The following is a 25,797-nucleotide window of genomic DNA, read 5'->3' as shown; positions in this document are numbered from 1 at the left end:
TTCCCGCTCGGCGGGAAGGGTCTTTTTTCGTTTTTAAGATTCGTATTTGAAAAAGTCATGCTGAGCAATTCTCGTGCTGCGGCTTTAACCGTTTTTGAAACCTTGGCTGGCAAGGTCCCCGAGGGTTGAGGATCAATGTATGCCTGCGTTCTTTGGGCAGAAAAGCCAGTATTCGGGGATCGGCCGCCATACGACCGTCGTAGGTGTCCTGTTTTCCTTTGCGCTCATCGTAGCAGTGGTGACCGTCATGGTGCTGACGGCGCTGTCACATGTGGCCGAGAACGCCAACGTTCTTGATGACGAGCGTTCGCGGGAGACGACGACAGGCGCGATCAAGACAGTCCAGGAGCAGCTTGGCGCCACGCTCAACGACTATTCGACATGGAACGATGCCGTGGCCAATGTCTATTCTGCGGATGGGATGGCTTGGACGATCGACAACTACGGTGAAGCGTCCGCCGACACTCCGCTTTTCGACATGACGATCGTCATTGGCGAAGACAAGAAGCCGCTGATTGCCTATCGCAACGGCCAGCCGATGAAGGAAGCGCTCAACGATTTCTTCTCGCCCTCCCTCTGGGCGCTGTTCGATAGCGTGAAGACGGCCGGTCTGCAGTCGCCAGAGGCCGTCGGCTTCGTCGGTACGAAGAGCGGAGTTGCTATGGTTGGCCTTGCACTCGTGCGGGGGAAATTCGGTGCGCTGGATATGCCAGCCGATCAGCGCCGCTACTTGATCCTTGTGCGCCATCTGACCGATAAAAAGATCGCAGCGCTCGGCGAGACCTATCTCATCCCCGGTTTGAAGCTGGTGCCATCGACGTACGACGCGCAATATTCCGTGGCAATCAATGATGCGGCGGGAGAGGCGCTCGGCAAACTCGTTTGGGTTTCCCGCTCCCCGGGCGATATCGGCTACGCACAGGTGTGGCCGATGGTTGTCAAGGCGCTCGGTCTCGTCGGGCTGTTTTTTGCCGTGCTGCTCGTCATTGGTTGGCTCGCCGGACGCCGCCTCAAGGCGGAGGAAATCAGCGCTCGCGAGGACGCGCTCCGCGATCGCCTGAGCGGGCTCTCGAACCGCGAGGGTCTCGGGTTGGCCGTCGACGAGATCGTTGCCGAGGCGAAGCAGACCGGCAAGAGCGTATTGCTTCTCTATCTTGATCTTGACGGGTTCAAGGAAGTCAACGACAGCTATGGCCACGGCACCGGCGACCAGTTGATCCGCGCGGTTGCTGCGGGCCTCAGGATGCTGATACCTGAAGGCGCGGTTCTGGCTCGCATCGGCGGTGATGAATTCGCAATTGCTTTCCTGTCCGACGGCGGCAACGCCGATGCTCTCCAGCTTTCGGAACAGATTCTCGATTTCCTGGCCGAACCACTGGAAATTGGCCGTCGGGTTGTCGTCGTAGGAGCCAGCATCGGCATCGCGATGTCTGCGGCCGGCGCGATTGGCCGCGAAGAATTGGTCCGCCGTGCCGATCTGGCGATGTACAAGGCAAAGGAAGCCGGCCGGGCGCGCATGACGCTTTACGATCCACTCATGGATGCCGACCGGGAGGAGCGCAATGCGCTCGAACTCGACCTGCGCACGGCGATCGACACCGGCGATCTGACACTCGTGTATCAGCCGCTGATCGATGCATCCACACACGAGATGTATGGCGTCGAAGCCCTGGTGCGTTGGAATCGCCCCGGCCATGGCCCGGTCTCGCCGGAGATATTCATTCCGATCGCGGAAACCAGCGGACTTATCGAGGCCCTCGGTCTCTTCGTGCTGCGCAAGGCTTGCGAGACCGCCAAGCAATGGCCGGAACTGCGTGTGGCCGTAAACGTTTCCCCCGGTCAGTTCCGCAACCCGGCCTTTGCTGACTACGTGCGCTATGTCCTTAAACAGACGGGCATCGAGGCAGAGCGCGTGACGCTGGAGATCACTGAAGGCTATATGATCCAGAACCCGCAGCGCACACGCCAGTCCATCGAGCGGCTGAAGACGCTCGGCCTCAAGATTGCGCTCGATGATTTCGGTTCGGGCTTTTCATCGATCGGCTATCTGCGCCAGTTCGGTTTCGACCGCATCAAGATCGACCGTTCGCTGGTCCAGGGCGTTACCGAAAGCGACAGCCAGCGCGAGATGCTGCAGGCGACGGTTGCCCTGGCCCGTTCACTCAACATTCCGGTGACCGCCGAGGGCATCGAGACGGAAGAGCAGGCGCTTGCCGTCCGTCTCTTCGGCTGTGATAGCCTGCAGGGCTTTTTCTTCAGTAAGCCGGTGCCGGCGGACAGGATCACCGAAATGCTGGAAGAAGGCCGTCGGCCCGACCGTTTGGGGCGCGCGACAAGCGCCGCTTAAGTCCCGATGTGCTTCTGGCCGCGCTTTCTGGCGAGCGCGATCTGATGCTGCCGCTGGCGGTAGCGCAGCCGGTCGTCTTCCGTGCGCCTGTGATAGCAGTTGCTGCAGGAGACGCCCTCTTCATAGAGAGACGAACTGACTTCCTCGACCGTGATCGGATTGCGGCAGGCATGACAAAGCTTGTGCTCGCCTTCCTTCAATCCGTGCTCGACCGAAACGCGCTCGTCGAAGACGAAGCAGGCGCCGTCCCATAGGCTTTCTTCCTGCGGAACTTCTTCCAGATATTTCAGAATTCCACCCTTGAGGTGATACACCTCGTCAAAACCCTGCTCCTTCATGAAGGCTGTCGCCTTTTCGCAGCGGATGCCTCCGGTGCAATACATGGCGATCTTTGGCTTGTTATGCAGGCCGGGGTTCTGACGCACCCATTCGGGAAATTCGCGAAAGGTCTTCGTCTTCGGGTCAACGGCGCCGCGGAAGGTGCCGATCGCCGTTTCGTAGTCGTTGCGCGTGTCGATGACGATCGTGTCGGGATCGGAGATCAGCGCATTCCAATCCTGCGGCGTCACATAGGTGCCGACGACCTTGTTGGGGTCGACATCTTCGACACCCATCGTCACGATCTCTTTCTTCAGCTTCACCTTCATGCGCAGGAACGGCATCTTGGACGCACGGCTTTCCTTGTGCTCCAGCGCTGAAAATTCCGGCTGCGCCCGCAGATAGGCGAGCACTGTATTGATGCCGGCATCCGGCCCAGCGATCGTCCCGTTGATGCCTTCATGCGCCAGAAGCAGCGTGCCCTTCACGCCGCTTTCCTCGCAAAGCGCCTCCAAAGGCTCACGCAGGCTCTCGAAGCGAGGCACGGATACAAAATGATAAAGCGCCGCCACGAGGAACGGACTGGTGTGATTGATGCTGCCGGTCATGGGCGCTGAAATACAGAATATGGTCTCGCGGCGCAATCTCCTTCGGCGCCGCGGGCGGAAGCCCCCTCGCTTCACGCCGCGGCGCGCCAGAGCACTTCAATGTGCTTTGCTTCCTTGGCCGGCTTGCCGGCAAAGACTGCCTCTGCTTTCACCAGTGACTCGCGCCTGTCCTCCTGCTGGCGATGGGCGATGCTGTCCAGCAGGCGCGACAGGTCGTCGTCTCGTGTAAAAAGCTGCGGCTCGGCTTCGACCAGCGCGCCGAGCACTGCAAGGTCGTGCACATGGCCGAGGATATCGACAAGTTCCTTCGCGTCTGCGCGCCTCGCCTTCATGGCAGCCGGCCAAAGCGGCGTCAGCAGTCGGTGATAAGCACGAAAATCCTGCGTGCGCTTACGCAATTCGTGAAAGGCTTCGGCGGATGCTTCGTCGTGACATCTCGCAATTGCGGCACGGGCTTTTCTGGCCGTTCTACGCCAGCCCTTGCCGACAAGGCGGATAGCCTTCTTGCCGCTTCCGCTAAAGGACACGTCGTCGAGCGCGGCGAGTGCCCCTTTCAGAACATCCGCCGTTTCCTGCAGCTTCTGCTCGAGGCCGCTTTCGGCCTCGGCCATCCAGTCCCGCCGCGCTTCGAGGATGGCGACGGTGCGGCCGAGCGCTTTGGCCTCCTCTGCACTGCGCGCCTTCTCCTTCAGATACTCCACGGTTCCGATCAGCGCGGCAGCGTCGCGAATCGCGGAGAGCGATCTTGCTGAATCCCTGAGCCGCGCATTTTCGCGCTTCTGAAAATCGGGAACCTCGCGGGCGACGAGGCGGTAGAGCGAGCGCACTTTCTTGAGATTCTTACGGAAGTCATGGATGGCCTCATCTGCGCCATCCGGCTGCTGCTCGAGCGCGGCGATTGCCCGCCACAGCTCCCTGCCGGCGGCATCGCGGAATTCATCGGTGAAGTCGGCGTCAGGCCGTATGCGAAAGGGCATCCTGATCGTACTCGAATTCGGTCGCGAGTGCTTGGTTGGAGTAGCGGAAATCGCCGGAAACTTCGCGTCCGAGCCAAGCGGGATGGGAGGGATCGTCCTTTTCGGACTTCATTTCCACTTCCGCAATCACGAGGCCGCGATGCGCACCGGAAAAGACGTCGACTTCCCAGACGAAGCCTGCATGCGGCACGCGGTAGCGCGTCTTTTCTATCACCAAACCGATGGCGCTTTGCAGCAGCTCCTCGGCATCGGAAACGGGAATATCGTACTCGAATTCGTCGCGGGTAACCGTGCTGCGGCCGATCTTGACCGTCAATCTTGCGCTTTTTCCATCGAGAATGCGCACCCGCACAGAACGATCGTCCGTCGAGGCGATGTAACCCTGCCTGAGGATCGATCTCGTCTCGGCCTTTGAATGCCAGCCGTCGTTGCGTACTAGAAACTTCCGCTCGATCTCTTTCGCCATATCAGTGAACCTTTTGTGACGATGAAGGTACCGTAGCGTAATTTTCCCGGTGGCGATACCCGTGTTGTTGCCGAGGTCGATTTGTCTCGACAACGATGGCTCCTGGGGGTATTCGGAACCCGAATTCAATCGTTTAAAGGAACCATCCGGCCATGGGCGAGAAGACAGAAAAGCTCCTTTCCATCCTCAAACTTCAGCCAGTCGTTCCGGTGCTCATCGTGGACGACGTGAAGTCCGGCGTTTCGCTGGCGCGCGCGCTGGTCGCTGGTGGGCTGAAGGCAATCGAAATCACGATGCGCACGCCCGCGGCGCTCGATGCGGTGCGCGCTGTCGCGGAAGAAGTCGAAGGGGCTGAAGTCGGCGCGGGTACGATCCTGAACGCGCAGCACTGGGAGGCGGCCGTTGCCGCGGGCTCGAAGTTCATCGTCAGCCCGGGCGCCACGCAGGAGCTGCTCGACGCTGCGGCGCAGTCGCCGGTTCCGCTGCTGCCGGGCGCTGCAACGGTAAGCGAAGTCATGGCGCTTCGCGAAGAGGGCTATCAGGTGCTGAAGTTCTTCCCGGCCGAACAGGCGGGCGGAGCCGCATATCTCAAGGCGCTCTCCTCACCGCTTGCCGGCACGCTCTTCTGCCCGACTGGCGGCATTTCGCTGAAGAATGCCAATGATTACCTGTCGCTGCCAAACGTCGTCTGCGTCGGCGGTTCCTGGGTCGCCCCCAAGGAACTCGTTGCTGCAGGCGATTGGGCAGGTATTACGAAGCTCGCTTCCGAAGCGGCGGCATTGAAGGCCTGATATTTTTTCCTCAATCCGGGATGCCGGCGGTTTCCGACGGCATTTGTATTTGCTGCCTGACCTCCTATCTTCATCTCTGGCGCTAATGGGAGATGACGAGGGATGTTCGACGCGAAAAAGCTTCTTGACCAGTTTCTAGGATCGCAAATTCCGGGCGTCGGCGGTACCGTCCGCGACCGGGCAGGCGATGCCGTCCAGTTGGCCAAGGACAATCCGTGGAAGGCTGGAGCATTGGCAACCGTACTTCTTGGAACGAAGACGGGCCGCGGTATCGCGAGCAATGCGCTGACGATCGGGGGGCTGGCTGCCATCGCCGGCCTTGGCTACCAGGCCTATCAGAATTACAAGGAAGGTCAGGCGCCGGCCAAGCCTTCAGATCCGGCTTCGCCTTCGACACCGATCGTATTGTCGGCTCCCGCCGAATCCGGCTTCGGGCCGGAATCGCCCGCTGGCAGCAACGAGTTCGCCCTCGTGCTGATCCGCGCAATGATCGCCGCGGCCAAGGCCGACGGGCATATCGACGATGCCGAGCAAGCGCTCATCATGGACAAGATGAAGGTTGCCGATGTCACCGGCGAAGCCGCATCCTTCATCGAACGCGAACTTGGCTCTCCGACCAATCTCGATGCGCTGGTTGCGGCGGCGAGGACCGAGGAGCAGAAGGTCGAACTCTATACGGCCTCGCGCCTGACGATCGAGCCGGAATCGCGCGCCGAGCGCGGCTATCTCGATCTCCTTGCCGGCCGTCTCGGCCTTGCCGACGCCCTTGTAGATCATATCGAGGCAACGGTTTCCTCCGCCAAGATCAGCTTGTCTCAGTGACATTGGGACCGGTTGCCTTTCAAAGGCGGCTGGCCTATCCACTCTTCGACAAGAGGGGAGTGACATGCGCGATCTATCGAATTTCAAGGTGCCGGCGCCCGGCTATGTGACGCTGAAGGGACGATATGTAACGGTCGAGCCTTATGTGCGTGAGAAGCATCTTCAGGCGCTTTGGGATGGCCTCGGCGGCATGGGCATCAATCCGCTGCTCCTCTACTTCGCGCAGGATGATTTCAACGGGATCGAGGATTTCGCCGCCTGGCTCGAAAACGCCAAGAAAGGCGGCTGGCTGACGCATGTCTTCCGTGACAATGCGACAGGCAAGATCGTCGGCATGGCCAATTACATGCGCGCCGATCCGGCAAACGGCGTCGTCGAAGTCGGCGGCGTCGCCCATGGTGCGGACATGAAGCGATCACCGCTTTCGACCGAAGCGCATTACCTCATGGCCAAGCATGTCTTCGAAGACCTCGGTTACCGCCGCTACGAATGGAAGTGCGACAACAACAACGAGGCCAGCAAGACAACCGCTGCGCGCTACGGCTTCACTTTCGAAGGCGTGTTCCGCCAGCACATGCTTTCCAAGCGCCGCAACCGCGACACCGCTTGGTTTTCCATGATCGATAGCGAGTGGCCGCTGATCAACGAGGCCTTCGAGAGCTGGCTTTCACCGGACAACTTCGATGGCGAAGGCAAGCAGCGACGCCGCCTGCAGGATATCCGCGCCGACATTGAAAAGGAAAGGCTTGCATGAGTCCGGAGAGCCGATCGCAGGCGATCGCTGCTGCCGTCATTCTGCTGGGTGCCGGCCTGGTCATCTATTTCCTCCCGACCCTCGTTCTCTGGATCGGCAATTACTCGCCGGCGCTTGCCTTCGCGGTCGGCGCGATCCTGCTCCTTGGTTTCTTTGTGATTTTCTGGCTGCGCGCTCGCTACCAGCGTAATAAAGGCCGCTGAGCATTCACCCCTGAAGCGATGCGCCGAGCAGCAGTGCACCCATGCAGATGACCAGCACGGCACCCAGGATTTCGATGGCATTGCCGATCCAGATCGACGTTGCCGAGCCACGGCCGGCGATGCGGACGGCCGTGCCCTTGGCGGTGACCGCAATGATTGCGAGGATCGCGACCGTAATCGCCGTGCCGAGGGACATGGCGAGCACGGAAAGAATGCCGCCGAGATAGAGTCCGTTCAGCAGCGAAAAGGTCATGACGAGCAGCGCCCCGGAGCAGGGGCGAAGGCCGACTGCAACGATCGCCGACCAGGCTTCCCGGACACTGAACTTGTCGGCTCCCAGCAGCGACGGATCCGGTGCGTGGGATCGGCCGCAGGTTTCACAGGCCATGCCTGAAATGAACCTGTGTCCCGCCTTGCGCGCGGTGCTCTCGCCGAAGGCGTAGGCGTCCACTTCGCCCCGGCTGTCATTGTCCTTCCAGTCGAGCATCATACTGACCGGGCCTGCGGATGTTGCCACGGCTTGAAGTTGCGGCAAGCCGCCGATCATCGAGCGCAGCTTACGAAAAAGCAGCCAGCAGCCAAAGGCAATGACCATCACAAAGCTTGCGATCTCCATTGCGTGCGTCGCCTCTGTCAGCGTTATCCCGCTACCGCGCAATACCAGCCAGGCGCCGCCGACGAGCGCCACCGCCATCACGCCTTGAACGAAGGCAGAGATGAAGGAAATCACCACGCCGCGCTTCAGTTCGAGCTCGTTGGCGATCATGTAGGAGGAGATGACCGCCTTGCCGTGTCCGGGACCGGCCGCATGGAAGACACCGTAGGCAAAGGAAAGTCCGATGAGCGACGTCAACTGCCATGGGTCTTCGCGCATTGCTTTCAGCGCGCCTGTCAGCGCACGGTAAAAAGCTTGCTGCTCGTAATTCACATAGAGGAATAGCGGCGCCAGCGGCCCGCCTGTTGGCTGGAAACTCGGCTCTGCGGTTCCAATGCCGAGCGGCGACTGCGCATGCGCCACACTCGTCATGGCAAGAAGCACGAGCGCGGCCGCGGAAAGGGCCAGCGAGGCGTTCGGTTTCAGCATGAGACCTCCAGCCTGGTGGCAAAGAGCTTGGACATGTTCGTGCCGGTCGGGTCGTTGAAGAAAGCGTCCGTCAGCGACTGCTTGTTCTCCGCAATCACCTGGTCCGCGTCAGGCCGCAGCACGTCATGCTTGCAGCTCTTGAACCCGTCGCCGACGAGCGCCAGTTCGTTGTCCGTTGGAAAGTCTATCGAGGTATAGAGCGTCGGGTCGTAGACACCGAAGGTCAGCTTGCCCTTCAGAGGCATCTTCTCCGCGGGCTTCACCGCGAAGAACATCAGAAGCTGGCCTTCCTTGTAGTCGACGTGGATGATGTCCGGCTTCTGCACGGTCACGTTTTTGCCGTCGATCGTCAGGTTCATATAGTAGTCGTAGTCGGCCAGTGAATCCCGGACCGTCTTGCCGACCTCCGCGAGTTCGTTGGGTTCCAGCTTTAGATCGGTGTTCTTGTCAAAATCCATGACGACGGAGGAGGAGAAGATCTCGTCGAAGCGCCAGACGTTCCGCAGCTCCTGAACACTGCCGTCGGGTGCCGCAACGACTTCGAGCCGAGCTTCGACGAATATATGCGGATGTGCCATAGCCGCGGCCGGCGCAAGCGAGATCAGAGCGGCTACCGGGAGTATCGATTTTTTCATCTTGTCGGGTTACCGCTCTGCCCAAATCGGATGGTGTCTTCTTGCCGGAGAATGGGACGGAATTGGGACCTGGTCTCAAGGCGGCAAAGTGCCTCAGGCGATCCTCAAGGGTGCTTCTTGAACCAGGCCTGGAGGTAGTCCACGAAGATGCGGACTTTTGCCGGCAGGTAGCGCCGATGCGGGTAGACGGCGTAAATCCCGCGATCCGTGGGCAAGTAGTCATTGAACAGCGTCACGAGGCGGCCGTCCTCGATAGGCTTGCGAGCGATGAAGTCCGGAATGACCGCAATGCCGATACCGGTGAGTGCCGCGCGCAATGTCGCATGCGGACTGTTCACTTCGATCGGTCCCGAAACAGCCACCGCAAACGAGGTGCTGTCCGGGTTGTAGAAACGGACGCTCGCCTGCGTGCGCGAGTTGGTGTCGACGATGAAGGGAACGTTGGAAATGTCCGTCGGGTGCTCGATATTCGGATAGCGCTCGAGGAACTCAGGCGTCGCGCAGACATGCACGCGGAAATCCGAGATCTTGCGCGCGATCATTCCTGAATCTTCCAGCTTCGTGACGCGAATTGCCAGGTCGAAGCTCTCTTCGATCAGGTCGACGAACCGGTCGTCGGCAGCGATTTCCAGCTGCAGATCGGGGTTCTCCTTGGCAAAGTCGATCAGCGACTGCCCGACATCCGCATCAACGAAGGTGCGCGGTACGGAAATCCTTAGCCGGCCTTTGAGCAGCGCGTTGTTCTCGCGGACCAGATCGGCGAGATTGTCGATCTCCTTCAGAATGTCCGAGGCGGTGCGGTAATAGGTGTGACCGGCCTCGGTCATGGAGAACTGGCGGGTCGTGCGGTTGAGCAGCAGGGCGCCGAGCTCATCCTCCAGCTCCCGCACATATTTGGAGAGCAGCGCCTTGGAGCGGCCGGTGCGCCTTGCGGCCGCGGAAAAGCCTTCTGCTTCAACAACATCGATGAAGGCACGTATGCGGGTCAAGGTGTCCATGGCGATCCTCTATATCTGTTGAAGAACGTTGAACAAATTGTCCTTTCGCGTTCAATTATTTTTTTGAGTTGGAGCATAAAATTTCTCTTGATTATGACGGCGAATATTCCTATTTCCGGGTCAGCCCAAAGTCGCACGTGCCCATGGGTGTCCGCCGAACCCTCGAATTGGTGAGGAAATCGGTAAGGTACCTGGAATTAACCCCTCCAGTCGCTATTCCGGCCAACCGGAGAATGCGAGGACGCCTGAAGCAACGACGGTGCGGGCCTTTTTGTTCTCTCCCTGCTTTCCATCAGCGGGGGTTACTGAAGAGGCACACCTTCATTGCCGGAAGTGCGGTTGGGAATCTCCCTCCAATCCATGGCAGACAAAGCCGGATCCATGTCGCTTATGCGGCGTTGATTCATCATTTGCGCTATCAAGCGCTTGCTAAGGTTCCGGGGTCTCCACCGGCTGGTTCCTATGCGAGCGATTGATCGCCCTTTGTCCTCCGGTGTTTTGCCGGAGCTCTGGAATTGGAAAAGGGATTGATATGACCACTCAGCGCATCCGCGACTTTCTCGCAACCCGACGTCCCGACGGTCCCTGCCTGGTGGTCGACCTCGACGTCGTGCGCGACAACTTCTCCGCTTTCCGTCATGCGATGCCGGACAGCGCGATCTACTATGCCGTCAAGGCAAACCCGGCTCCTGAGGTCCTGAAGCTGCTCGCCGACATGGGCTCCAACTTCGATTGCGCGTCCGTCGCTGAAATCGAAATGGCGCTCAACGCCGGTGCGACCGCTGCCCGCATTTCCTACGGCAACACGATCAAGAAGGAACGCGACGTTGCCCGCGCACATGCGCTCGGTGTCAGCCTTTTTGCTGTCGATAGCCATGAGGAAGTCGAGAAGATCTCGCGCGCCGCTCCCGGCGCCCGCGTCTTCTGTCGCGTTCTGACGGACGGCGAAGGTGCTGAATGGCCGCTGTCGCGCAAGTTCGGCTGCGTGCCGCAGATGGCTGTCGACGTTCTTGTCTATGCTCATCAGCTGGGCCTCGAGTCCTACGGCGTCTCGTTCCACGTCGGTTCGCAGATGACCAAGGTCGATGCCTGGGATTCGGCCCTCGCCGATGCCAAGCGCGTCTTCGTCCAGCTCGCCAAGCAGGGTATCCACCTGCAGATGGTCAATATGGGCGGCGGCTTCCCGACCAAGTACCTGCGTGACGTTCCGTCGGCAGAAGCCTACGGTCGCGCGATCAACCAGAGCCTTCGTGATCACTTCGGCAACCAGATCCCGAAGACGATCATCGAGCCGGGCCGCGGCATGGTCGGCAATGCCGGCGTCATCAAGACTGAAGTGGTGCTGATCTCGAAGAAGTCGGACAACGACGCTGCTCGCTGGGTGTTTCTCGACATCGGCAAGTTCGGCGGTCTCGCCGAAACCATGGACGAAGCCATCCGCTACCCGATCCGCACCGAGCGTGACGGCGACGAGATGGAGCCCTGCGTCATTGCTGGCCCGACCTGCGATTCGGCCGACGTGCTGTATGAGAAGAATCTTTATCCGCTGCCGATCTCCCTTTCGATCGGTGACGAGATCCTGATCGAAGGCACCGGCGCCTATACGACGACCTATTCGGCCGTCGCGTTCAACGGCTTCGAGCCGCTGAGGGCCTACGTCATCTGATATCGCCAGCCCCGTAGCCAGCCGGGGCGGCACCTTCACAATAGTCTGTCGATACCGTCTGAAACGGTTTTGAGTGCGGGAGGCCAAGATGGCCGCTGTTCTTGATTCTGTCCGCGCATTCTTTGCGCCTCATGTCTTCACCATCGACTCCGAGAAGCCGTCGGATGTCGTCGCCCGTGAAAACCTGCTCGATCGTGCCATGGGGCCGCATCGCCGCAAGAAGTCGTCGGAGAAGATACGCCGCGGGCGCATTCCGGCAGAAGGACTGGCACTTGTGGCACGTGATCGCGACGGTCATGTCATCGGTACCGTGCGCCTCTGGAACATCGAAGCGGGCGTCAACACCGAAGGCACGCCGATCAACGCGCTGCTGCTTGGGCCGCTGGCCGTCGATTCCAGCTTCGAAGGCAAAGGTGTTGGCTCGGCGCTGATGCGTGCGGCGCTTCTCGAAGCCAAGAACCGTGGACATGGTGCGATCCTGCTCGTCGGCGATGCGCCCTATTACGAGCGCTTCGGCTTCTTCGGAGACAAGGCTCGCCATCTCGTCATGCCCGGTCCCTTCGAGCGCGCGCGTTTCCTTGCGCTTGAGCTGACGGACGGCTGGCTTGAGGGTGCAGCGGGCATGATCGTTCCCTCGGGGCGGAAGCTGCACAGGATGCCGGCACGGAAGGCTGCCTGACGAACCGAATCCTCTCCTGAAAGGAGGGGCTTTTCTGTTTTCAGCTGCCGAGCCGGCCGGTCTCGATCAGCCAGCCGACTGCGTCCTGCACCGCGTCGAGCGAGCTGTAGCGCGGCCGGAAATCCAGGAGATTACGGGTCTTCTCCATGCTGCAGTTCGGGCTGCGGGCAATATGTTCCAAGGTCGCCGTCGCATCCTCCAGCGTCTGATCCTTCTTCCATTCGTCATAGGGCTTGAAAGCCAGATTGGGTTCATGGCCGAACCAGCGGTACATGGCCTCGGCATAGCCGCGCAGCGTCAGCGCCTGGTCCGAAACGGCGTGGAAGCTTTCACCGGTTGAAGCGCGCCAGTTGCCGATCGCTGCCATGAAGAGGGCGGCGATGTCGTCGGCATGGACATGGTGCACCGTTTCCAGCCCAAAATTGGGAAGCGTGAGCTGACCGCCGCGAGCGATGGTCTCAAAGGCTGCGAGGTTGAAATGCCCCGCCGGGTTGAGCGGTGCCCATCCGCGACCGACAATGTGGCCGGGATGGATCAGCGTAACGGGCAGGCCGCGCAGCTTTGCCTCCCGCAGGAAATAGTCTTCGATCGCCTTTTTCTGAATGCCGTATTCGCCGAAGGGGGTCTTCGGCGCGTCCTCCCGGGTCGGCACGGCAAGAGAATGGCCGTGGGTCCAGATCGTGCCGGTATGCAAGAGATGGCCGACATGGCCGTTCAAGGCTTCCCCAAGCTGCTGCGCACTCTCGAGCGTGAAGCAGATCTTGTCGATGACGATATCGGCCTTCGATGCGCGGATTGCCTGCCCGAAGCTGCCGTCCTTTTCCATGGCAGCACGATCCATCTGCTTCTTCTCGACGCTCTTCCACGCGGCATGCCGCGTATAGGGCTCGGCGTTTCCGCGGCTGATCGCGACCACGTCGTGCCCCGCCTCTACAAGCCGTGGGACCAGATAGGTACCGACGTGACCCGTTGCTCCGATAACGACGACGCGTGCCATAGGTTCTTCCTCCATTCATCCGGCCCGGACTATGTCGTGCCGTAGGTGACACCTGCAAGGGGGCCGATAAAGTTTCACGTCTGCGTGAGAGGGTTCGTCCCACCCGTGATCTATCGACTGGGCGGCACTAGGTGATGGGCATGCTCAGGACTTTTGTTGTCTTCGCCGTTATCTTTTTCCTGCCGCTCGCCGCTATTGCGCAGGAGGAGCGTCTGGGCGAACTGCTCGACAATCTCCAGACGCGGCAGGCGTTGACACCGCTGAAGGCGGTCATCGTTGCAAAGGACGGGCGGGTTGTCGCCGAACGCGGTTATCGTGGCCATACGGCGTCCGAATCGACCAATATCAAGTCCGCGTCGAAGGCGATAATTTCGGCGCTTGTCGGCATTGCCATCAGCAAAGGCCTGCTTGAGGGGCCGGATCAGAAGATCGCGCCGATCCTTAAGGCGGACCTGCCGCAGTCACCGGATCCGCGGCTGAACGAAATCACCATCGGCAACCTGCTCTCCATGCAGGCGGGCCTTGGCCGCATGTCGGGACCGAACTACGGACGCTGGGTTTCAAGCCGGAACTGGGTGCGCTTCGCACTCTCTCAGCCTTTCGATGACGAGCCTGGCGGGCGGATGCTTTATTCGACGGCTTCGACGCATCTCCTGTCTGCAATCCTCACAAAGGTGAGCGGCAAGCCAACGCTTGCCCTGGCAAGGGAATGGCTTGGACCGGTGACGGATTTCCGCATCGGAGCCTGGGAGCGCGATCCGCAGGGCATCTATCTTGGCGGAAACCAGATGGCCATGAGCGCCCGCTCGCTGCTTGCCTTTGGCGAGCTCTACCGCAACGGCGGCAAGACAGCGGAGGGAAGGCAAGTCGTTCCGGCCGATTGGGTGGCAGCATCCTGGCAGCCCCGCACGAATTCTCGCTTCTCCGGCGATGCCTATGGCTATGGTTGGTTCGAGCGGAGCCTTGGCGGCGAGAACGTGCATTTCGCCTGGGGCTACGGCGGCCAGATGCTCTACATCGTGCCTTCGCTCAAACTGACTGTGGTGATGACCTCGCAGGAGAGCGGACCATCGGCGCGAAACGGCTATCGGGATGCACTGCACGGCGTGCTGGCGGAGATCATAAGTGCGATGCGGGCTGCCTGAGCCCGGCGGCAAATTCATCGGCTGCTAAAGTTTTACCGAAGCTTCCAATAAAACTGCAAATCGGAGGCGGTAGAGTGCGCGACAGAATCGGGAGTGAGCTGTGCTTCTGGACCTGCGCACGATCTATTTCATTATCGCCGTGAGCTGCCTTGTTCTGGGCGTTCTCCAGTTTGCCGCCTATGCGACTGGCCGCTTCGAACGCTGGCCGCTCTGGTGGGGCGGGAGTAACCTGCTTGTCGGCATCGGCTCCCTCCTCGTGGCGTTGCGTGAGTTTGCTCCACCCTATGTCTCCATCGACGGTGGAAATGTGATAACCATTGCTGGCTACATGCTGATGTTCTTCGCTGTGCGCATCTTCGCAGGACGGCCCATCGCATGGCGATCCTGCTGGCTGGTCATTCCTGCGGCCTGCCTGCCGGTCGTGTTCTTCATGAGCAAGCCGGAAGCGGTCTCCGCGCGGCTCCTTTATGTCTCAATCATCTGCGGCCTCTGCGATCTTGCCGTCGCGCGGGAGGCACTCGGCATGGCAAGGCGCGAGAGGCTTTATTCGGCTGGTCTTCTTGTCGGGTTATATGCATCCACGACGATGATCTTTGCTGTGCGAAGTTTTCTCGCGGCGACAGGCAGGATCGGCGGGCCGGATCCCTTCGGCAGCAGTCCGATCCATAGCTGGATGGCCGTATCGGCCGTGGTCTTCGTCATGCTCCGCAACATGGTGATGGTGCTGATCGCCGCCGAGCGCAGCGGCAACAAGCTGATTGCGCTCGCCCGGCGGGATCCCCTGACCGGCACGCTGAACCGGAGCGGGCTTGCCGGCTATTTTTCCAGCCTCAAGGCCCAGAGTGTTTCGCTGCTCGTCATCGACATCGATCACTTCAAGACGCTCAACGATACCCATGGACACGCCGTCGGCGACGACATTCTGCGGATTTTCGCCGCCGCCGCGCAGGGTCTGCTCCGCAAGGAGGATGTTCTCGCGCGCCAGGGCGGCGACGAGTTCGTGGCGGTGCTGCGCGGCCAGCCGCTCGATGCGGCGGTCGCGGTCGCCGAGCGCATCCGCGACGCGCTGACGGAAGCCGTCGCCGTGCGTCCCGATCTTGCAGCCTCGCCGACGCTCAGCATCGGCGTCGCCGAAGGAAAGGCGGGACTGGAAAGCCTCGATGCCATCCTGCAGAGGGCCGACGAAGCGCTCTATCGCGGCAAGCGGCAGGGCCGCGACCGCGTGGAAGCCTACCGGCCGGAGCACCAAGCGGCATGAAGCACGCCGCCTGCCTTTAATTCCCAGCCTTCCGTGCCTCCATATCGTAGCCGTCGGTCAGTGTTTTCAAGAATGCGACGACATCGGCGATTTCCGCATCATCGAGGGCCGGCTGCTGACCCGGCTTGCGGTCGAGTGGCGCGTCGATCACGTCGACATTGGTGCGATACTGCTCCGGCAGATCGTCATATTTCAGCACGCTTCCGTCGGCAGCCTTTGGATAGATAGTCTCCGGATTGGTGTCGCGCTTGACGTAGAAGCGGACCACATCGTCCAGTGTGTGGAAGACGCCGTTGTGGAAAAAGACATGACGCGCGGCGGCGTTGCGGAGAGTCGGGGTCTTGAAGAGGCCGCAATTGGCCGCTTGCGCGGAATAATCGTCGTGGCGCAGCGGCCCGCAGATGCCGAGATCGAAATAATGCGGATCGGCATTAGCCGGAATGGCTCCATTTCGCGGCGCGCCGAGCGCTTCGAATTCATAGTCCGTGAAATCGGGGAAGCGGCCGTCGGCCGTCACCTTGTCGAGATGGCATGACGCGCAGTTGCCCTTCTTCGGATCGTCGAAAAGCTTGAGCCCGCGCATCTCGGCCGCCGAAAGCGTGGCTCTGCCGCGCAGGTAGGCGTCGTACTTGCTCGAATAGGAATGGAAGGATGGCTCCTCGATCTGATAGCGCGCGAGTGCGAAGCCGGCTTCGGCGACCGCCATGTCCTGATCGGCGAGAATTCCGGCCCCGAAAAGCGCAGACAGTTCGTCGCCGTAGCGTTTCTTGATCTTGCGGTAGAGGGCAGCCTTGTCCGCATTGGCCATCTCGAAGGGCGACATCAGCGGGCCTGTAGCCTGCTCTTGGAGCGAGTCGGCTCTGCCATCCCAGAACATGCCACCCTGTGGCACCAGGTCCGGGGCGGTCGAATCCGCCTTGATGCCAGCCTGCGCAGTCATGGGTCCGACAGGTGCGGTGGGCGCATTGGCAAGCGATACGCCAGATGCCTCGGTCATCGGCGCCGCCTCCGCCGCTTCGTCGGCAGCGCTCTCTGCCCCGACGGCGAAAAGGGGTGTCGCCGCCTTGTAGGTCAGGCTAGGCACCGCGCGAAGTCCCGGCTGGTCGAGATGAGGGCCGCCGAGCTGCACCACGCGATCGTTTGCCGGCGCGTAGTGATTGTTCGGGTCGTGGCAGCTGGTGCAGGACATCTGTCCGCCTGCCGATAGCGCCGGATCGTAGAACATTTTCTGACCGAGCCGCGCAACCGCACTTAGCGGTGTCGCGCCGGCTTGCGCGGCCGGCTCCAGCTTTTGGCTCGCCATGCCGATGGCTGCACTCGCGAACGAAATGCCCGCGAGCGCCACCAGGGAAACGGCCTGTCTATAGGATATGCCGGACAATGCCGTTTTCCTCTTCTCTGTTTAGGCAGCCGGCTCGCCGGTCTTCGTGTCGAGGATCAGCTTGGCGGCGTTCCCGTTAGACCAATCGAACATATTGTCGAGCGATCCGGCAATGGCATCGAAGGAGCCGCCGCCAATGCGCTGGCCGCCCATCCAGTTATCTTCGATGAAGCGCAGAACGGAGGTCTGATCCGTCAGCGTGTGGTCGACATAGTTGGCCTTGGCGTAGGGCGAGATAACGAGCAGCGGCTGGCGCGTGCCGTAGCCGCAGCGGCCCTGCGCCGGCTTGCCGTCGACGCCCGGCAGCGGCGTGCCTGTGCCGCAGGTGCCGTCGTTCAGGACGTCATAGCCCTTCACCGGAATATTCGACGGATTGACCACGGCATGGGCGTGATCGTACCAGCCGTCGGAATCGTCATAGAGGATGATGATCGCCGTGTCTTTCCAGTCCGGAGAATTCTGGACCGCGTTGATGGCGGTCGTGACGAATTCCTGCTCGTCGAGCGGATCGGAATAGCCGGCATGGCCGTCCTGGTACGCCGGAGCCTTCAGGAAGCTGACGGCGGGCAGGTTGCCGTTCTTCAGCGCGGCGTAGAAATCGGTCATGTCGTACTGGTGGTTGGCGCCGCCGTCATTGCCGGTGCCGATCGCCCCGACGGAGGAAGGCCGTTTATGCTGCGGGTTGGCCGTCGAGGCATAGTACTGGAACGGCTGATGGTGAGGGATGTAGTCGGCACTGCTCGTCTTCGTCACGTCCGAGGTCGTGGCGCGTTTGCAGCCGGTCGTGCCGTCGCTGTTAGTCGCGGTCAGGTCGAAGCCGCCCTCGAAGAAGCCCCAGGTGATGCTGCGGGCATTCAGGAGGTCGCCGATGTTCTTGCCGTACATCAGGGCCGTCTGGCCGGCCGAGCAGCCGTCGCCCGTCGGATCGAAGTCGCTGATTGCCGTCCAGCCGCCGTTACCGTCCGGCACGATCCTACCCTTGGAATAGGTACCGTCCTTTTCAAGCGTGTAGCCCGGCGGGAGGATGACCCCGTTGGTCTGGCCGGAGATGAGGTTCAAGGCGCCCGGCGTCGAGGGGCCGAAGTTGGTCGAGAAGGAATTGTCATTCATGGCGTAGCGCTGAGCGTAATTCCACAGCGCTGTGACGGTGTTGCCGTCATAATAGCCCATGACCTGGCCCTTGGTGCCGAAGGAGCCGGCGCCGCCCTTTGTTCCGCGGCCGGTATTGGCAGGGAAGAGGTCCATGGCAAAATTGTCATAGGCTGCCTGTTCGGCGGTGTAGCCGTGATTTTGCGATTGCGTCGCGGCCTGGGTCCGATCGAGACGGAAGGGACCTGCAGCATCGGCGCCATTCGCGCTGTTGGTCTTGTTCGGATTGATGTCGAGCAGGTTGGCGGCGGCCAGCGTGTTGATGTCCGTCGGGGTATCGGCGGCGGCGGTGAACTTCGGCTCGCCCTCAACATTCGCAGCCTTCGGATAGGTCGCGAAATAGTGGTCGAACGATACGTTCTCCTGGAAAATGACGACCAGATGCTTGATGGGGGTCGCGGTATTCGGCGTCGCCGTGTCGGCGATCGCGGTGGAACAGAGCGAAACGAGAGCTATTGCGCTGCCGGCGGCCAGCGCGACCCGACGCGAGTATCGAACCATTATCGTATCCTCTTGCAGTGAAAGCGAAAGCCCGCGCGCGCAGTGGGGGTCCCGGAGGGCGCGGGCAGACAGTGGCTATCAATGCCATGTGTCGGCTGCGTAAAGCCTCGCGCTGTTCGCGGAGCAGCGTGCAAGTGATTTGAAATGGCTAACGGGTTGAAATAATTTTAATAATCATCGGTCCCGCACCCTTCGCAGGTGGCAGCGTGCTACACTATGCCACGCGGGATCGGTCAAGATGTCGCATAGAGGCCCCCGCGGAAAATCGTCCGCGGCCGGGCAAGCCGTCGCGGAGAGGACTCCGCGCCGGGTTGGTGTTTGTTACCGGGAAATCAGGCCGATATATCGACAACGCCGCAATCGCCGGCTTCGGAGGCGAAGGCGAGCAGCTTGCCGTTCTTGCTCCAGCTCATCGAGGTGATCGCGCCCTTGCCGGGGCGGCGGATCAACGCTTCCTTGCTGTCGGCAAGGCGGACGGCAAGGATCATGCCGTCGATGAAGCCGATTGCCAGGATATCTTCGGCCGGGTGGAACTTGACCGAAGTCGCCATGATGTTGGCGCGCGTGCCGAGTTCCAGTGGTGCCTTGCCCATCGGACCATCCTTGCCCTGGAACGGCCAGACGATCGCCGCCGGCGCTCCCGATGATGCAAGCCACTTGCCCTTGGGAGACCAGGAGAGCGACTTCACCTTGGCCGGATAGCCGGTCATGCGCATGTGGCGCGGCTCGTTGTTGGATTTGACCTCGAGCTTCCAGCCGTGCAGTGCATTTTCCTGCATCGTCGTCACCAGGAAGTTGCCCTCCGGCGAGAAGGTGACGCCGGTGTGAGCACCTTTCCATTCGAGGTCGACCGGCTTGGCGCTCGTCGCGACCCAGTGCAGCGAAACGCCATTATAGCGGGCTGCGGCAATGCGCAGGCCCTTCGGTGCGAAAGCGAGGCCCTCGACGGTGCGTTCTTCGGAGAATTCCTTCGTTTCGCCGTTGGAAAGACGGACGAATGTGCTCTTGCCATAGGAATAGGCGATGGCGCCCTGAGGACCTGCAGCGACCTGCGAAATCCACTTGCGCGGCGCGCTGGCAATTTCGCTGACGCTTGCATCGGCACCGATACGCAGCACCTTGCCGTCTTCGCCGCCGGAAATCAGGCTTTCGCTGTAGGGGTCGCGGATGCAGGTGAGCATGCCGCCCTGATGGGCTTCGGAAACCTTCTCGCCGCCATCCAGCCGGTGAAACGTGCCGTTGGCATTCGCGAAGAACGGAACATCACCTAAAAATTCGACGGCCAGGATGTGGCCGTCGAGATCAAGCGGTGCAACTGTCGGCATCAGGCGGCAGCCTCGCACGCCTTGAAGGATGCTTCGAGCTTTTCGCGGTCGAGTTCGCGGCCGATGAAGACGAGCCGCGTCTCGTGCTTCTCGCCGTCCTTCCACGGACGCTGATGGTCACCCTCGATGATCATGTGCACGCCCTGGACGACATAGCGCTCCGGATCGTCCTTGAAGGCGATGATGCCCTTGAGGCGCAGGATATTCGGGCCTTGCGTCTGGGTGATTTTCTGGATCCAGGGGAAGAAGCGCTCGGCATTCATCTCGCCGCCGCGCAGCGACACGGACTGAACCGTCACGTCATGGATGGCCGACATGGCGCCGTGATGATGGTGTTGGTCGTGATCATGACCATGATGGTGGTGATCATGGTCGTGATCGTGCGCATGGTGGTGATGGTCGTGATCGCAATCCGGACCGCACGCGTGGTCGTCGTGATCGTGTTCCAGGAAGTTCGGATCGTTTTCCAGCGCGCGTTCCAGATTGAAGGCACCTTGGTCGAGTACGCGGGCGAGATCGACGCCGGAGCGGCTCGTCTTGTAGACGCGGGCGCTCGGGTTGATGGCGCGCACGATGTCCTCGATCTGCGCCAGTTCCTCGGGCGTCACGAGGTCGGTCTTGTTGATGATGACGACGTCGGCAAAGGCGATCTGGTCTTCGGCCTCGCGGCTGTCCTTCAGGCGGAGCGGCAGGTGCTTGGCATCGACCAGGGCGACGACGGCATCGAGTTCCGTCTTGGCGCGCACGTCGTCATCCATGAAGAAGGTCTGGGCGACCGGCACCGGGTCGGCAAGGCCCGTGGTTTCGACGATGATGCCGTCGAAACGGCCCGGACGGCGCATGAGGCCTTCGACGACGCGGATCAGGTCGCCGCGCACCGTGCAGCAGACGCAGCCGTTGTTCATTTCATAGATTTCTTCGTCGGATTCGACGATGAGGTCATTGTCGATGCCGATCTCGCCGAATTCGTTGACGATGACCGCATATTTCTTGCCGTGGTTCTCCGACAGGATGCGGTTGAGCAACGTCGTCTTGCCGGCGCCGAGGTAGCCGGTGAGAACGGTAACGGGGATTGGCTTCTGCTGAGTCGGAATTGCGTCGGTCATGGGAACCTCGAAGAATGGGCTGGCCGCCGAAGGGGCTCGAAAATGGTCGGTCACATATAAGGAGTTGGAGGCGGCAGTTCAAAGGGTTTTATAATGTTATAAGATCACATTGCGGTTGACTGCTCTATCGGAGTTCGGACGCATCGAACGCATCCACGTCCTGCAGCAGTTCCACCAGCTCTTTTACAGAGTGCGCGATCAGCGCTTCACCCTTTTCGGCCGTGGCCGCGGCTGCGTTCCCTGCCGCGCCCCTATCGTTGAGATCGGACATTTTCCAGCCGAAGGCGTGCGGCCCGTATGCTCGCAGATGCGTGAAGCGCGCTGCGAATTCCGCCTGCCGCGAAGGAAAGTTCTCCGCCTTCGACATGGCGACCTGACGCGGATGCAGCGCCAACATCACCGAGGTTTCGATGTCGCCGCCATGGATGTCGATTGCCTTATCCTCAGCGGAAATCACCGCTTCCGGTACGCCGAAGCGGGTCCAGCTGGTTGCAACGGCAAGCATGTTGAATTTCACCCGGGCCTCGGTTGCGACGATCGTCATCAGCGGCGAATTTCCGCCGTGGGCGTTCAGCAACACCAGTTTCCGGAAGCCAAGGCCGTGCAGCATTCCGGCAATTCCGAGCCAGCGGTGGATCGCTTCGCTGTAAGTCAGCGTCTTTGTGCCATCGACCTCCATGTGCTCGATAGAATAGCCGATCGGCTCCGCCGGCAGGAAGGTCACAGGCAAAGCGGAAGGAAGGGCGTCCTTCAACCGCTCGACTATCCCTTCGGCGATCAGTGTGTCAGTTTCGAACGGCAGGTGCGGCCCATGCTGCTCATGCGCGCCAAGCGGCAATACGGCGATCCAATTCCGGCGGTCTTCAGCCGGAGTTGAAGGATCGTTGTCGGCGAAGTTCCGGGCAGGTGCTGTCATACAGTTTCGATGCCCCTTGTTTATGACGTGAACCTGCGCAATGTCATAACGCAGCGTTGTCACGTCTTAAAGATCCAAGGGATGGCGATGGGGAAGAAGAACAAGGACGGCAAGAAGCAGAAATCCAAGAAAAAGGATCATACCGAATATACGGTCACCGATCTTTCGCCGGCTTTGACGCAGGCCGCGCGGTCCATGCGCACGGTGCTCTCTCGCAATCTCTTCCAGAGCGGGCTCTATGCCGGCCAGGATGGGGTCATTCTCTCGCTTGCCGAAGCCGACGGCATGACGGCAGGCGGGCTTGCGCAGAAACTCGGCGTCAAAGCACCGACCATGACCCGCACGATCGGCCGCATGGAAGCCCAGGGCTTCCTGGAACGCAAGCCGGACGCCGACGACGCGCGGCTGACGAAGGTCTTTCTCACTGAGCAGGGCCGTGGCAGCGTGAAAGCAATCGAGCAGGCAGCATCTGCCTGCGACCACCTGGCCACGCTCGACTTTTCCGACAAGGAAATCCGCAACCTCGTGCGCCTGCTGAAGGCAATCGATAATAACCTTCAGGCCGAGGCTGCACATTTCGAAGAGCCTGAGGAAATTTGACAATCAAATGAATTTCGGTTTGCCTCTCCGCGTTTAATCTTTTAATTAAATATTTTAAGGGGCGTTTTCGCACGCCCTACATCTCGCGCGGCGCAAGGCGGAGGATGCGTGGCTCAAAAGATCAAACTTTCAACGATTGCTGAAACGCTTGGTATTTCAACGGCAACTGTATCGCTTGCCTTACGCGATAGTCCGTTGGTGGCTGGCAATACAAGGGAAAAGATCAAGGAACAGGCGCGCACGCTGGGTTACATCTATAACCGTCGTGCTGCCAGTCTGCGAACATCTCGCTCGGGTATCGTCGGCGTCGTCGTGCACGACATCATGAACCCGTTCTACGGCGAAATCCTGAAGGCGATCGAAAGCGAGCTCGATCGCAGCCGCCATACCTTCATTCTGTCCAACCACTACGACTCAGTGGAGAAGCAACGCACCTTCATCGAGACGCTGCTGCAGCTCGGCGGTGACGGCGTCATCATGTCGCCGGCGATCGGGACACCGCTCGAAGATATGCAGCTTGCCGAAGACAACGGCATGCCCGCGATCCTCGTCGCCCGCTCGATGGAAGGGTCCGCCCTGCCGACCTATCGCGGTGACGACAGCTATGGCATTTCGCTCGCGACTAATCACCTGATCGGCCTCGGCCACCGGACGATTGCCATGATCGGCGGGACGGATCAGACCTCGACTGGCCGTGACCGTTACCAGGGTTACGTCAACGCATTGCGCAAGGCGGAGATCGAAGTCGATCCTAACCTGCGCATTCCCGGTCCGCGCTCGATGCAGGGCGGATTCGAGGCGGCGGTCCACTTTCTGTCGCTGCCGCAGAAGCCGACTGCCGCCGTCTGCTGGAACGACCTTGTTGCCATCGGTCTCATGAACGGTATTGCCCGCGCCGGTCTTGTGCCGGGTAAGGACATATCGGTCACAGGCTATGACGACCTTGAGGAAGCCTCCCTTTCGACGCCGGCGCTGACGACGGTGTGGAACGGGCAGGCGGAAGTCGGCCGGCTTGCCGCCCGAGCCCTTCTCGATCGCTTAGCCGGAAGCCACGAACCGGATGGCATTCATCTCATCAAGCCGGAAATGCGCATCCGCCAGTCGACCAGCCCTTACAGAGCCCGCCAGTAAGACAGAGGAAAAGCTATGCCCCGCATTGCCATTCTCGTTCCCGGGAAGATACACGAGCGTGTGCTTTCGGCCTTGAGGGACCGTTTCGAGGTCATCGCCGTCGAAGGCGAGGAGACGCTCAAGCTCGATGCGGAAACCGCAAGCCGTGTTCGCGGGGCAGCCGTCAGCGGGGCGTTCCCTGGTAAATGGATGGATCAACTGCCCAAGCTCGAAGTGATCGCAAGCTTCGGGGTCGGTTATGACGCGGTGGACGTCAAGCACGCCGCGGAAAAAGGCATCATCGTCACCAACACGCCGGATGTGCTGAACGACGAGGTCGCCGATACCGCGGTCGGTCTGCTGCTCAACACGATCCGCGAGCTGCCGCGGGCGGAAAACTGGCTGCGCGAGGGCCACTGGAAGCCGGGTGCTGCCTACCCGCTGTCCCGCTTTTCCTTGAAAGGCCGGCATGTCGGTCTCTACGGCCTCGGTCGCATCGGCCAGGAGATCGCCAAGCGGCTTGAGCCCTTCAAGGTGAAGATCAGCTATCACACGCGCAACAGAAATCCGGACATCGCTTACGATTACCATCCGACGCTGAAAGGCCTCGCTCACGCCGTCGATACATTGATCGCGATCGTTCCGAAGACGCCGCATACTCACAAGACGATCGATGCGGAGATACTTTCGGCGCTCGGTGCTGGCGGCGTTCTCATCAATATCGGCCGTGGCTGGACGGTGGACGAGGCAGCCCTCGTTTCGGCGTTGAAAAGCGGTGCGCTGGGTGCGGCGGGCCTCGATGTCTTTTACGACGAGCCGGTGGTTCCAGCCGAGCTGCTGAGCATGCCGAATGTTGTGCTGCTGCCGCACGTCGCCTCGGCCTCGATCCCGACGCGTAATGCCATGGCCGCTCTCGTTGCAGACAACCTCATCGCGTGGTTCGAGAAAGGCGCGGCGCTGACGCCGGTGCCGGAGACGCCGTCAAAGCGCTGATTGCTTGGTTGCGGCCGGTTGCTGCTGCCTGCCGGCCGCATATTCCCGCACCGCCTCTCCGAACGCTGCGAAAATCTGGTTCGAGGCCTTGTCGGTCTCGGCCCAGTATTCTGGATGCCACTGCACGCCGACGGCGAAAGCCTTGGCATCGATCACGGACACAGCCTCGATCGTTCCGTCCTCAGCGATTGCCTCCACCTGCAGCCGTGGCGCGGTCTTGGCGATCGCCTGGCGGTGCAGCGAGTTCACCTGGATTTCACCGGGACCAATGATGCCTGCGATACAGGACCCCTCCTTGACGAAAACGCTCTGGCGGATCGCATACATGCCGTCCCGATCGACATCCGCCGGCTTGCGATGATCCCAAATGCCGTCCTGCTCGTGGATTTCGCTGGCAAGTGAACCGCCGAGTGCAACGTTCAGCTCCTGTATGCCGCGGCAGATTGCCAGCATCGGCACGGCGCGGTCGATCGCGCGGCGGATGAGGGGCAGGGCGGTTGCGTCACGCGCGGGATCGAAGGGCCCATCGCTTTCGCGCGCTTCGGCACCATAGAGCGACGGATGAACATTGCTTGCGGAGCCGGAGACGAGCAGGCCGTCGACGCGATCGAGGATCGCATCCGCGTCATATCCCGCCTCGAAGGCAGGGATGATGAAGGCCATGACGCCCGCCGCGTTCAGCGCCGCACGCACATATTGATGCTGGACGGCATGCCAATCGGTGCCGTCAAAGGTTCGGATATCAGCGGGAACGGCGACAATCGGCTTGGTCATTTTTAGTCCGTTGAACAATCCATTTTGTCTATTGTGAGAGCCGAAGTCCGCACCAAAGTCAACTTCCCAGCGCAACAACAGGCCCATTTACGGCAAGTGGGAGCACTCGAAGGCGGAATCCCGCTAAACCGCTGATTTTGGAAGCAAACACCGCGCCTGCCAAATTGCTGCCGTGATGCCAAAGTCTCATAGAC

At 60.8% G+C, this 25,797-nt stretch carries 25 protein-coding genes; 12 read left to right on the top strand and 13 right to left on the bottom strand.

Annotation, left to right across the window (positions count from 1 at the left end):
* Positions 1-139: 139 nt before the first annotated feature.
* Complete coding sequence (locus ACPYOJ_RS11560) at positions 140-2,347, top strand: bifunctional diguanylate cyclase/phosphodiesterase (protein ID WP_481416382.1); 2,208 nt, start codon at positions 140-142, stop codon at positions 2,345-2,347.
* Here ACPYOJ_RS11560 and trhO read toward each other — a convergent pair.
* The 3 genes from trhO to ACPYOJ_RS11545 form a co-directional block, all read right to left on the bottom strand.
* A complete protein-coding gene (gene trhO, locus ACPYOJ_RS11555) occupies positions 2,344-3,273 on the bottom strand; it encodes an oxygen-dependent tRNA uridine(34) hydroxylase TrhO (protein ID WP_481416381.1) in 930 nt (309 codons plus the stop codon). The two genes, ACPYOJ_RS11560 and trhO, sit on opposite strands and share 4 nt — an antisense overlap.
* A 71-nt stretch (positions 3,274-3,344) precedes the next feature.
* A complete protein-coding gene (locus tag ACPYOJ_RS11550) occupies positions 3,345-4,250 on the bottom strand; it encodes a CHAD domain-containing protein (protein ID WP_481416380.1) in 906 nt (301 codons plus the stop codon).
* Positions 4,228-4,716, bottom strand: a complete 489-nt coding sequence (locus tag ACPYOJ_RS11545; protein ID WP_168831637.1) for a CYTH domain-containing protein — start codon at positions 4,714-4,716, stop codon at positions 4,228-4,230. Before ACPYOJ_RS11545 ends, ACPYOJ_RS11550 begins: the two co-directional genes overlap by 23 nt.
* 152 nt (positions 4,717-4,868) lie before the next feature.
* On the opposite strand from ACPYOJ_RS11545, the gene ACPYOJ_RS11540 reads away from it, so the two are divergent.
* The 4 genes from ACPYOJ_RS11540 to ACPYOJ_RS11525 all read left to right on the top strand — a co-directional run bounded on the left by ACPYOJ_RS11540 (position 4,869) and on the right by ACPYOJ_RS11525 (position 7,286).
* Positions 4,869-5,507, top strand: coding sequence for a 2-dehydro-3-deoxy-phosphogluconate aldolase (locus ACPYOJ_RS11540; protein ID WP_481416379.1), 639 nt, complete (start codon positions 4,869-4,871; stop codon positions 5,505-5,507).
* Positions 5,508-5,609: 102 nt separating this feature from the next.
* Entirely contained in the window at positions 5,610-6,329 is a 720-nt protein-coding gene (locus ACPYOJ_RS11535; RefSeq protein ID WP_481416378.1) for a tellurite resistance TerB family protein, read from the top strand.
* A gap of 64 nt (positions 6,330-6,393) precedes the next feature.
* Positions 6,394-7,083 (top strand): GNAT family N-acetyltransferase, encoded by a 690-nt coding sequence (locus tag ACPYOJ_RS11530; protein ID WP_481416377.1) that lies wholly within the window; start codon positions 6,394-6,396, stop codon positions 7,081-7,083.
* A complete protein-coding gene (locus tag ACPYOJ_RS11525; protein ID WP_481416376.1) occupies positions 7,080-7,286 on the top strand; it encodes a hypothetical protein in 207 nt (68 codons plus the stop codon). Before ACPYOJ_RS11530 ends, ACPYOJ_RS11525 begins: the two co-directional genes overlap by 4 nt.
* Before the next feature lie 4 nt (positions 7,287-7,290).
* On the opposite strand, the gene ACPYOJ_RS11520 is transcribed toward ACPYOJ_RS11525, so the two are convergent.
* The 3 genes from ACPYOJ_RS11520 to ACPYOJ_RS11510 all read right to left on the bottom strand — a co-directional run bounded on the left by ACPYOJ_RS11520 (position 7,291) and on the right by ACPYOJ_RS11510 (position 10,003).
* A complete protein-coding gene (locus ACPYOJ_RS11520; RefSeq protein WP_481416375.1) occupies positions 7,291-8,370 on the bottom strand; it encodes a nickel/cobalt transporter in 1,080 nt (359 codons plus the stop codon).
* Entirely contained in the window at positions 8,364-9,005 is a 642-nt protein-coding gene (locus ACPYOJ_RS11515; protein ID WP_481416374.1) for a DUF1007 family protein, read from the bottom strand. The genes ACPYOJ_RS11520 and ACPYOJ_RS11515 overlap by 7 nt, the downstream gene beginning before the upstream one ends.
* A gap of 104 nt (positions 9,006-9,109) precedes the next feature.
* Positions 9,110-10,003, bottom strand: coding sequence for a LysR family transcriptional regulator (locus tag ACPYOJ_RS11510; RefSeq protein ID WP_481416373.1), 894 nt, complete (start codon positions 10,001-10,003; stop codon positions 9,110-9,112).
* A gap of 532 nt (positions 10,004-10,535) precedes the next feature.
* On the opposite strand from ACPYOJ_RS11510, the gene odc2 reads away from it, so the two are divergent.
* Positions 10,536-11,669, top strand: coding sequence for an ornithine/lysine decarboxylase (gene odc2, locus ACPYOJ_RS11505; RefSeq protein ID WP_481416372.1), 1,134 nt, complete (start codon positions 10,536-10,538; stop codon positions 11,667-11,669).
* An 88-nt stretch (positions 11,670-11,757) separates the two neighbouring features.
* Positions 11,758-12,348, top strand: a complete 591-nt coding sequence (locus ACPYOJ_RS11500) for a GNAT family N-acetyltransferase (RefSeq protein WP_481416371.1) — start codon at positions 11,758-11,760, stop codon at positions 12,346-12,348.
* Between the two features lie 40 nt (positions 12,349-12,388).
* Here ACPYOJ_RS11500 and ACPYOJ_RS11495 read toward each other — a convergent pair whose 3' ends face one another.
* On the bottom strand, positions 12,389-13,345 hold the full coding sequence (locus ACPYOJ_RS11495) for an NAD-dependent epimerase/dehydratase family protein (RefSeq protein WP_481416370.1): 957 nt from the start codon (positions 13,343-13,345) through the stop codon (positions 12,389-12,391).
* A 140-nt stretch (positions 13,346-13,485) separates the two neighbouring features.
* Here ACPYOJ_RS11495 and ACPYOJ_RS11490 point away from each other — a divergent pair, with 140 nt between their 5' ends.
* Both ACPYOJ_RS11490 and ACPYOJ_RS11485 read left to right on the top strand, forming a co-directional pair.
* A complete protein-coding gene (locus ACPYOJ_RS11490) occupies positions 13,486-14,490 on the top strand; it encodes a serine hydrolase domain-containing protein (protein WP_481416369.1) in 1,005 nt (334 codons plus the stop codon).
* A gap of 100 nt (positions 14,491-14,590) precedes the next feature.
* Positions 14,591-15,748, top strand: coding sequence for a GGDEF domain-containing protein (locus ACPYOJ_RS11485; RefSeq protein ID WP_481416368.1), 1,158 nt, complete (start codon positions 14,591-14,593; stop codon positions 15,746-15,748).
* Positions 15,749-15,764: 16 nt separating this feature from the next.
* Here the strand turns inward: ACPYOJ_RS11485 and ACPYOJ_RS11480 are convergent, their stop codons facing one another.
* The 5 genes from ACPYOJ_RS11480 to ACPYOJ_RS11460 all read right to left on the bottom strand — a co-directional run bounded on the left by ACPYOJ_RS11480 (position 15,765) and on the right by ACPYOJ_RS11460 (position 22,126).
* Positions 15,765-17,129: a cytochrome-c peroxidase gene (locus tag ACPYOJ_RS11480; RefSeq protein ID WP_481416367.1), complete on the bottom strand. Its 1,365-nt coding sequence runs from the start codon at positions 17,127-17,129 to the stop codon at positions 15,765-15,767.
* 21 nt (positions 17,130-17,150) lie between these two features.
* Complete coding sequence (locus ACPYOJ_RS11475; RefSeq protein WP_481416366.1) at positions 17,151-18,779, bottom strand: phospholipase C; 1,629 nt, start codon at positions 18,777-18,779, stop codon at positions 17,151-17,153.
* Positions 18,780-19,111: 332 nt separating this feature from the next.
* Positions 19,112-20,104 (bottom strand): WD40 repeat domain-containing protein, encoded by a 993-nt coding sequence (locus tag ACPYOJ_RS11470; protein WP_481416365.1) that lies wholly within the window; start codon positions 20,102-20,104, stop codon positions 19,112-19,114.
* Positions 20,104-21,210 carry a CobW family GTP-binding protein gene (locus tag ACPYOJ_RS11465; RefSeq protein WP_481416364.1) on the bottom strand — a complete coding sequence of 369 codons (1,107 nt, stop codon included), beginning with the start codon at positions 21,208-21,210 and terminating at the stop codon, positions 20,104-20,106. The genes ACPYOJ_RS11470 and ACPYOJ_RS11465 overlap by 1 nt, the downstream gene beginning before the upstream one ends.
* A gap of 124 nt (positions 21,211-21,334) precedes the next feature.
* Complete coding sequence (locus tag ACPYOJ_RS11460) at positions 21,335-22,126, bottom strand: creatininase family protein (protein WP_481416363.1); 792 nt, start codon at positions 22,124-22,126, stop codon at positions 21,335-21,337.
* Positions 22,127-22,135: 9 nt separating this feature from the next.
* Here ACPYOJ_RS11460 and ACPYOJ_RS11455 point away from each other — a divergent pair, with 9 nt between their 5' ends.
* From ACPYOJ_RS11455 to ACPYOJ_RS11445, 3 genes are all read left to right on the top strand, one after another.
* Entirely contained in the window at positions 22,136-22,726 is a 591-nt protein-coding gene (locus ACPYOJ_RS11455; protein WP_168831417.1) for a MarR family winged helix-turn-helix transcriptional regulator, read from the top strand.
* 108 nt (positions 22,727-22,834) lie between these two features.
* Entirely contained in the window at positions 22,835-23,857 is a 1,023-nt protein-coding gene (locus ACPYOJ_RS11450; protein ID WP_168831418.1) for a LacI family DNA-binding transcriptional regulator, read from the top strand.
* A 15-nt stretch (positions 23,858-23,872) separates the two neighbouring features.
* Positions 23,873-24,829, top strand: a complete 957-nt coding sequence (locus ACPYOJ_RS11445) for a 2-hydroxyacid dehydrogenase (protein ID WP_481416362.1) — start codon at positions 23,873-23,875, stop codon at positions 24,827-24,829.
* On the opposite strand, the gene ACPYOJ_RS11440 is transcribed toward ACPYOJ_RS11445, so the two are convergent.
* Positions 24,818-25,603: a gamma-glutamyl-gamma-aminobutyrate hydrolase family protein gene (locus ACPYOJ_RS11440; protein WP_481416361.1), complete on the bottom strand. Its 786-nt coding sequence runs from the start codon at positions 25,601-25,603 to the stop codon at positions 24,818-24,820. The genes ACPYOJ_RS11445 and ACPYOJ_RS11440 overlap by 12 nt on opposite strands.
* Between the last annotated feature and the right edge of the window lie 194 nt (positions 25,604-25,797).

It is taken from the genome of Rhizobium sp. SVR5-9E, assembly GCF_056755095.1.
This window is presented reverse-complemented; position numbering and strand designations above follow the sequence as displayed.

Excerpts from the sequence above, each read along its gene's own strand:
- ACPYOJ_RS11550 (WP_481416380.1), bottom strand. The coding sequence starts at position 4,250 with ATGCCCTTTCGCATACGGCCTGACGCCGACTTCACCGATGAATTCCGC.
- ACPYOJ_RS11440 (WP_481416361.1), bottom strand. The coding sequence starts at position 25,603 with ATGACCAAGCCGATTGTCGCCGTTCCCGCTGATATCCGAACCTTTGAC.
- ACPYOJ_RS11510 (WP_481416373.1), bottom strand. The coding sequence starts at position 10,003 with ATGGACACCTTGACCCGCATACGTGCCTTCATCGATGTTGTTGAAGCA.
- ACPYOJ_RS11560 (WP_481416382.1), top strand. The coding sequence starts at position 140 with ATGCCTGCGTTCTTTGGGCAGAAAAGCCAGTATTCGGGGATCGGCCGC.
- ACPYOJ_RS11525 (WP_481416376.1), top strand. The coding sequence starts at position 7,080 with ATGAGTCCGGAGAGCCGATCGCAGGCGATCGCTGCTGCCGTCATTCTG.
- trhO (WP_481416381.1), bottom strand. The coding sequence starts at position 3,273 with ATGACCGGCAGCATCAATCACACCAGTCCGTTCCTCGTGGCGGCGCTT.
- ACPYOJ_RS11445 (WP_481416362.1), top strand. The coding sequence starts at position 23,873 with ATGCCCCGCATTGCCATTCTCGTTCCCGGGAAGATACACGAGCGTGTG.
- ACPYOJ_RS11535 (WP_481416378.1), top strand. The coding sequence starts at position 5,610 with ATGTTCGACGCGAAAAAGCTTCTTGACCAGTTTCTAGGATCGCAAATT.
- ACPYOJ_RS11455 (WP_168831417.1), top strand. The coding sequence starts at position 22,136 with ATGCCCCTTGTTTATGACGTGAACCTGCGCAATGTCATAACGCAGCGT.
- odc2 (WP_481416372.1), top strand. The coding sequence starts at position 10,536 with ATGACCACTCAGCGCATCCGCGACTTTCTCGCAACCCGACGTCCCGAC.
- ACPYOJ_RS11515 (WP_481416374.1), bottom strand. The coding sequence starts at position 9,005 with ATGAAAAAATCGATACTCCCGGTAGCCGCTCTGATCTCGCTTGCGCCG.
- ACPYOJ_RS11490 (WP_481416369.1), top strand. The coding sequence starts at position 13,486 with ATGCTCAGGACTTTTGTTGTCTTCGCCGTTATCTTTTTCCTGCCGCTC.
- ACPYOJ_RS11545 (WP_168831637.1), bottom strand. The coding sequence starts at position 4,716 with ATGGCGAAAGAGATCGAGCGGAAGTTTCTAGTACGCAACGACGGCTGG.
- ACPYOJ_RS11475 (WP_481416366.1), bottom strand. The coding sequence starts at position 18,779 with ATGGTTCGATACTCGCGTCGGGTCGCGCTGGCCGCCGGCAGCGCAATA.
- ACPYOJ_RS11500 (WP_481416371.1), top strand. The coding sequence starts at position 11,758 with ATGGCCGCTGTTCTTGATTCTGTCCGCGCATTCTTTGCGCCTCATGTC.
- ACPYOJ_RS11520 (WP_481416375.1), bottom strand. The coding sequence starts at position 8,370 with ATGCTGAAACCGAACGCCTCGCTGGCCCTTTCCGCGGCCGCGCTCGTG.
- ACPYOJ_RS11465 (WP_481416364.1), bottom strand. The coding sequence starts at position 21,210 with ATGACCGACGCAATTCCGACTCAGCAGAAGCCAATCCCCGTTACCGTT.
- ACPYOJ_RS11530 (WP_481416377.1), top strand. The coding sequence starts at position 6,394 with ATGCGCGATCTATCGAATTTCAAGGTGCCGGCGCCCGGCTATGTGACG.
- ACPYOJ_RS11495 (WP_481416370.1), bottom strand. The coding sequence starts at position 13,345 with ATGGCACGCGTCGTCGTTATCGGAGCAACGGGTCACGTCGGTACCTAT.
- ACPYOJ_RS11540 (WP_481416379.1), top strand. The coding sequence starts at position 4,869 with ATGGGCGAGAAGACAGAAAAGCTCCTTTCCATCCTCAAACTTCAGCCA.
- ACPYOJ_RS11460 (WP_481416363.1), bottom strand. The coding sequence starts at position 22,126 with ATGACAGCACCTGCCCGGAACTTCGCCGACAACGATCCTTCAACTCCG.
- ACPYOJ_RS11470 (WP_481416365.1), bottom strand. The coding sequence starts at position 20,104 with ATGCCGACAGTTGCACCGCTTGATCTCGACGGCCACATCCTGGCCGTC.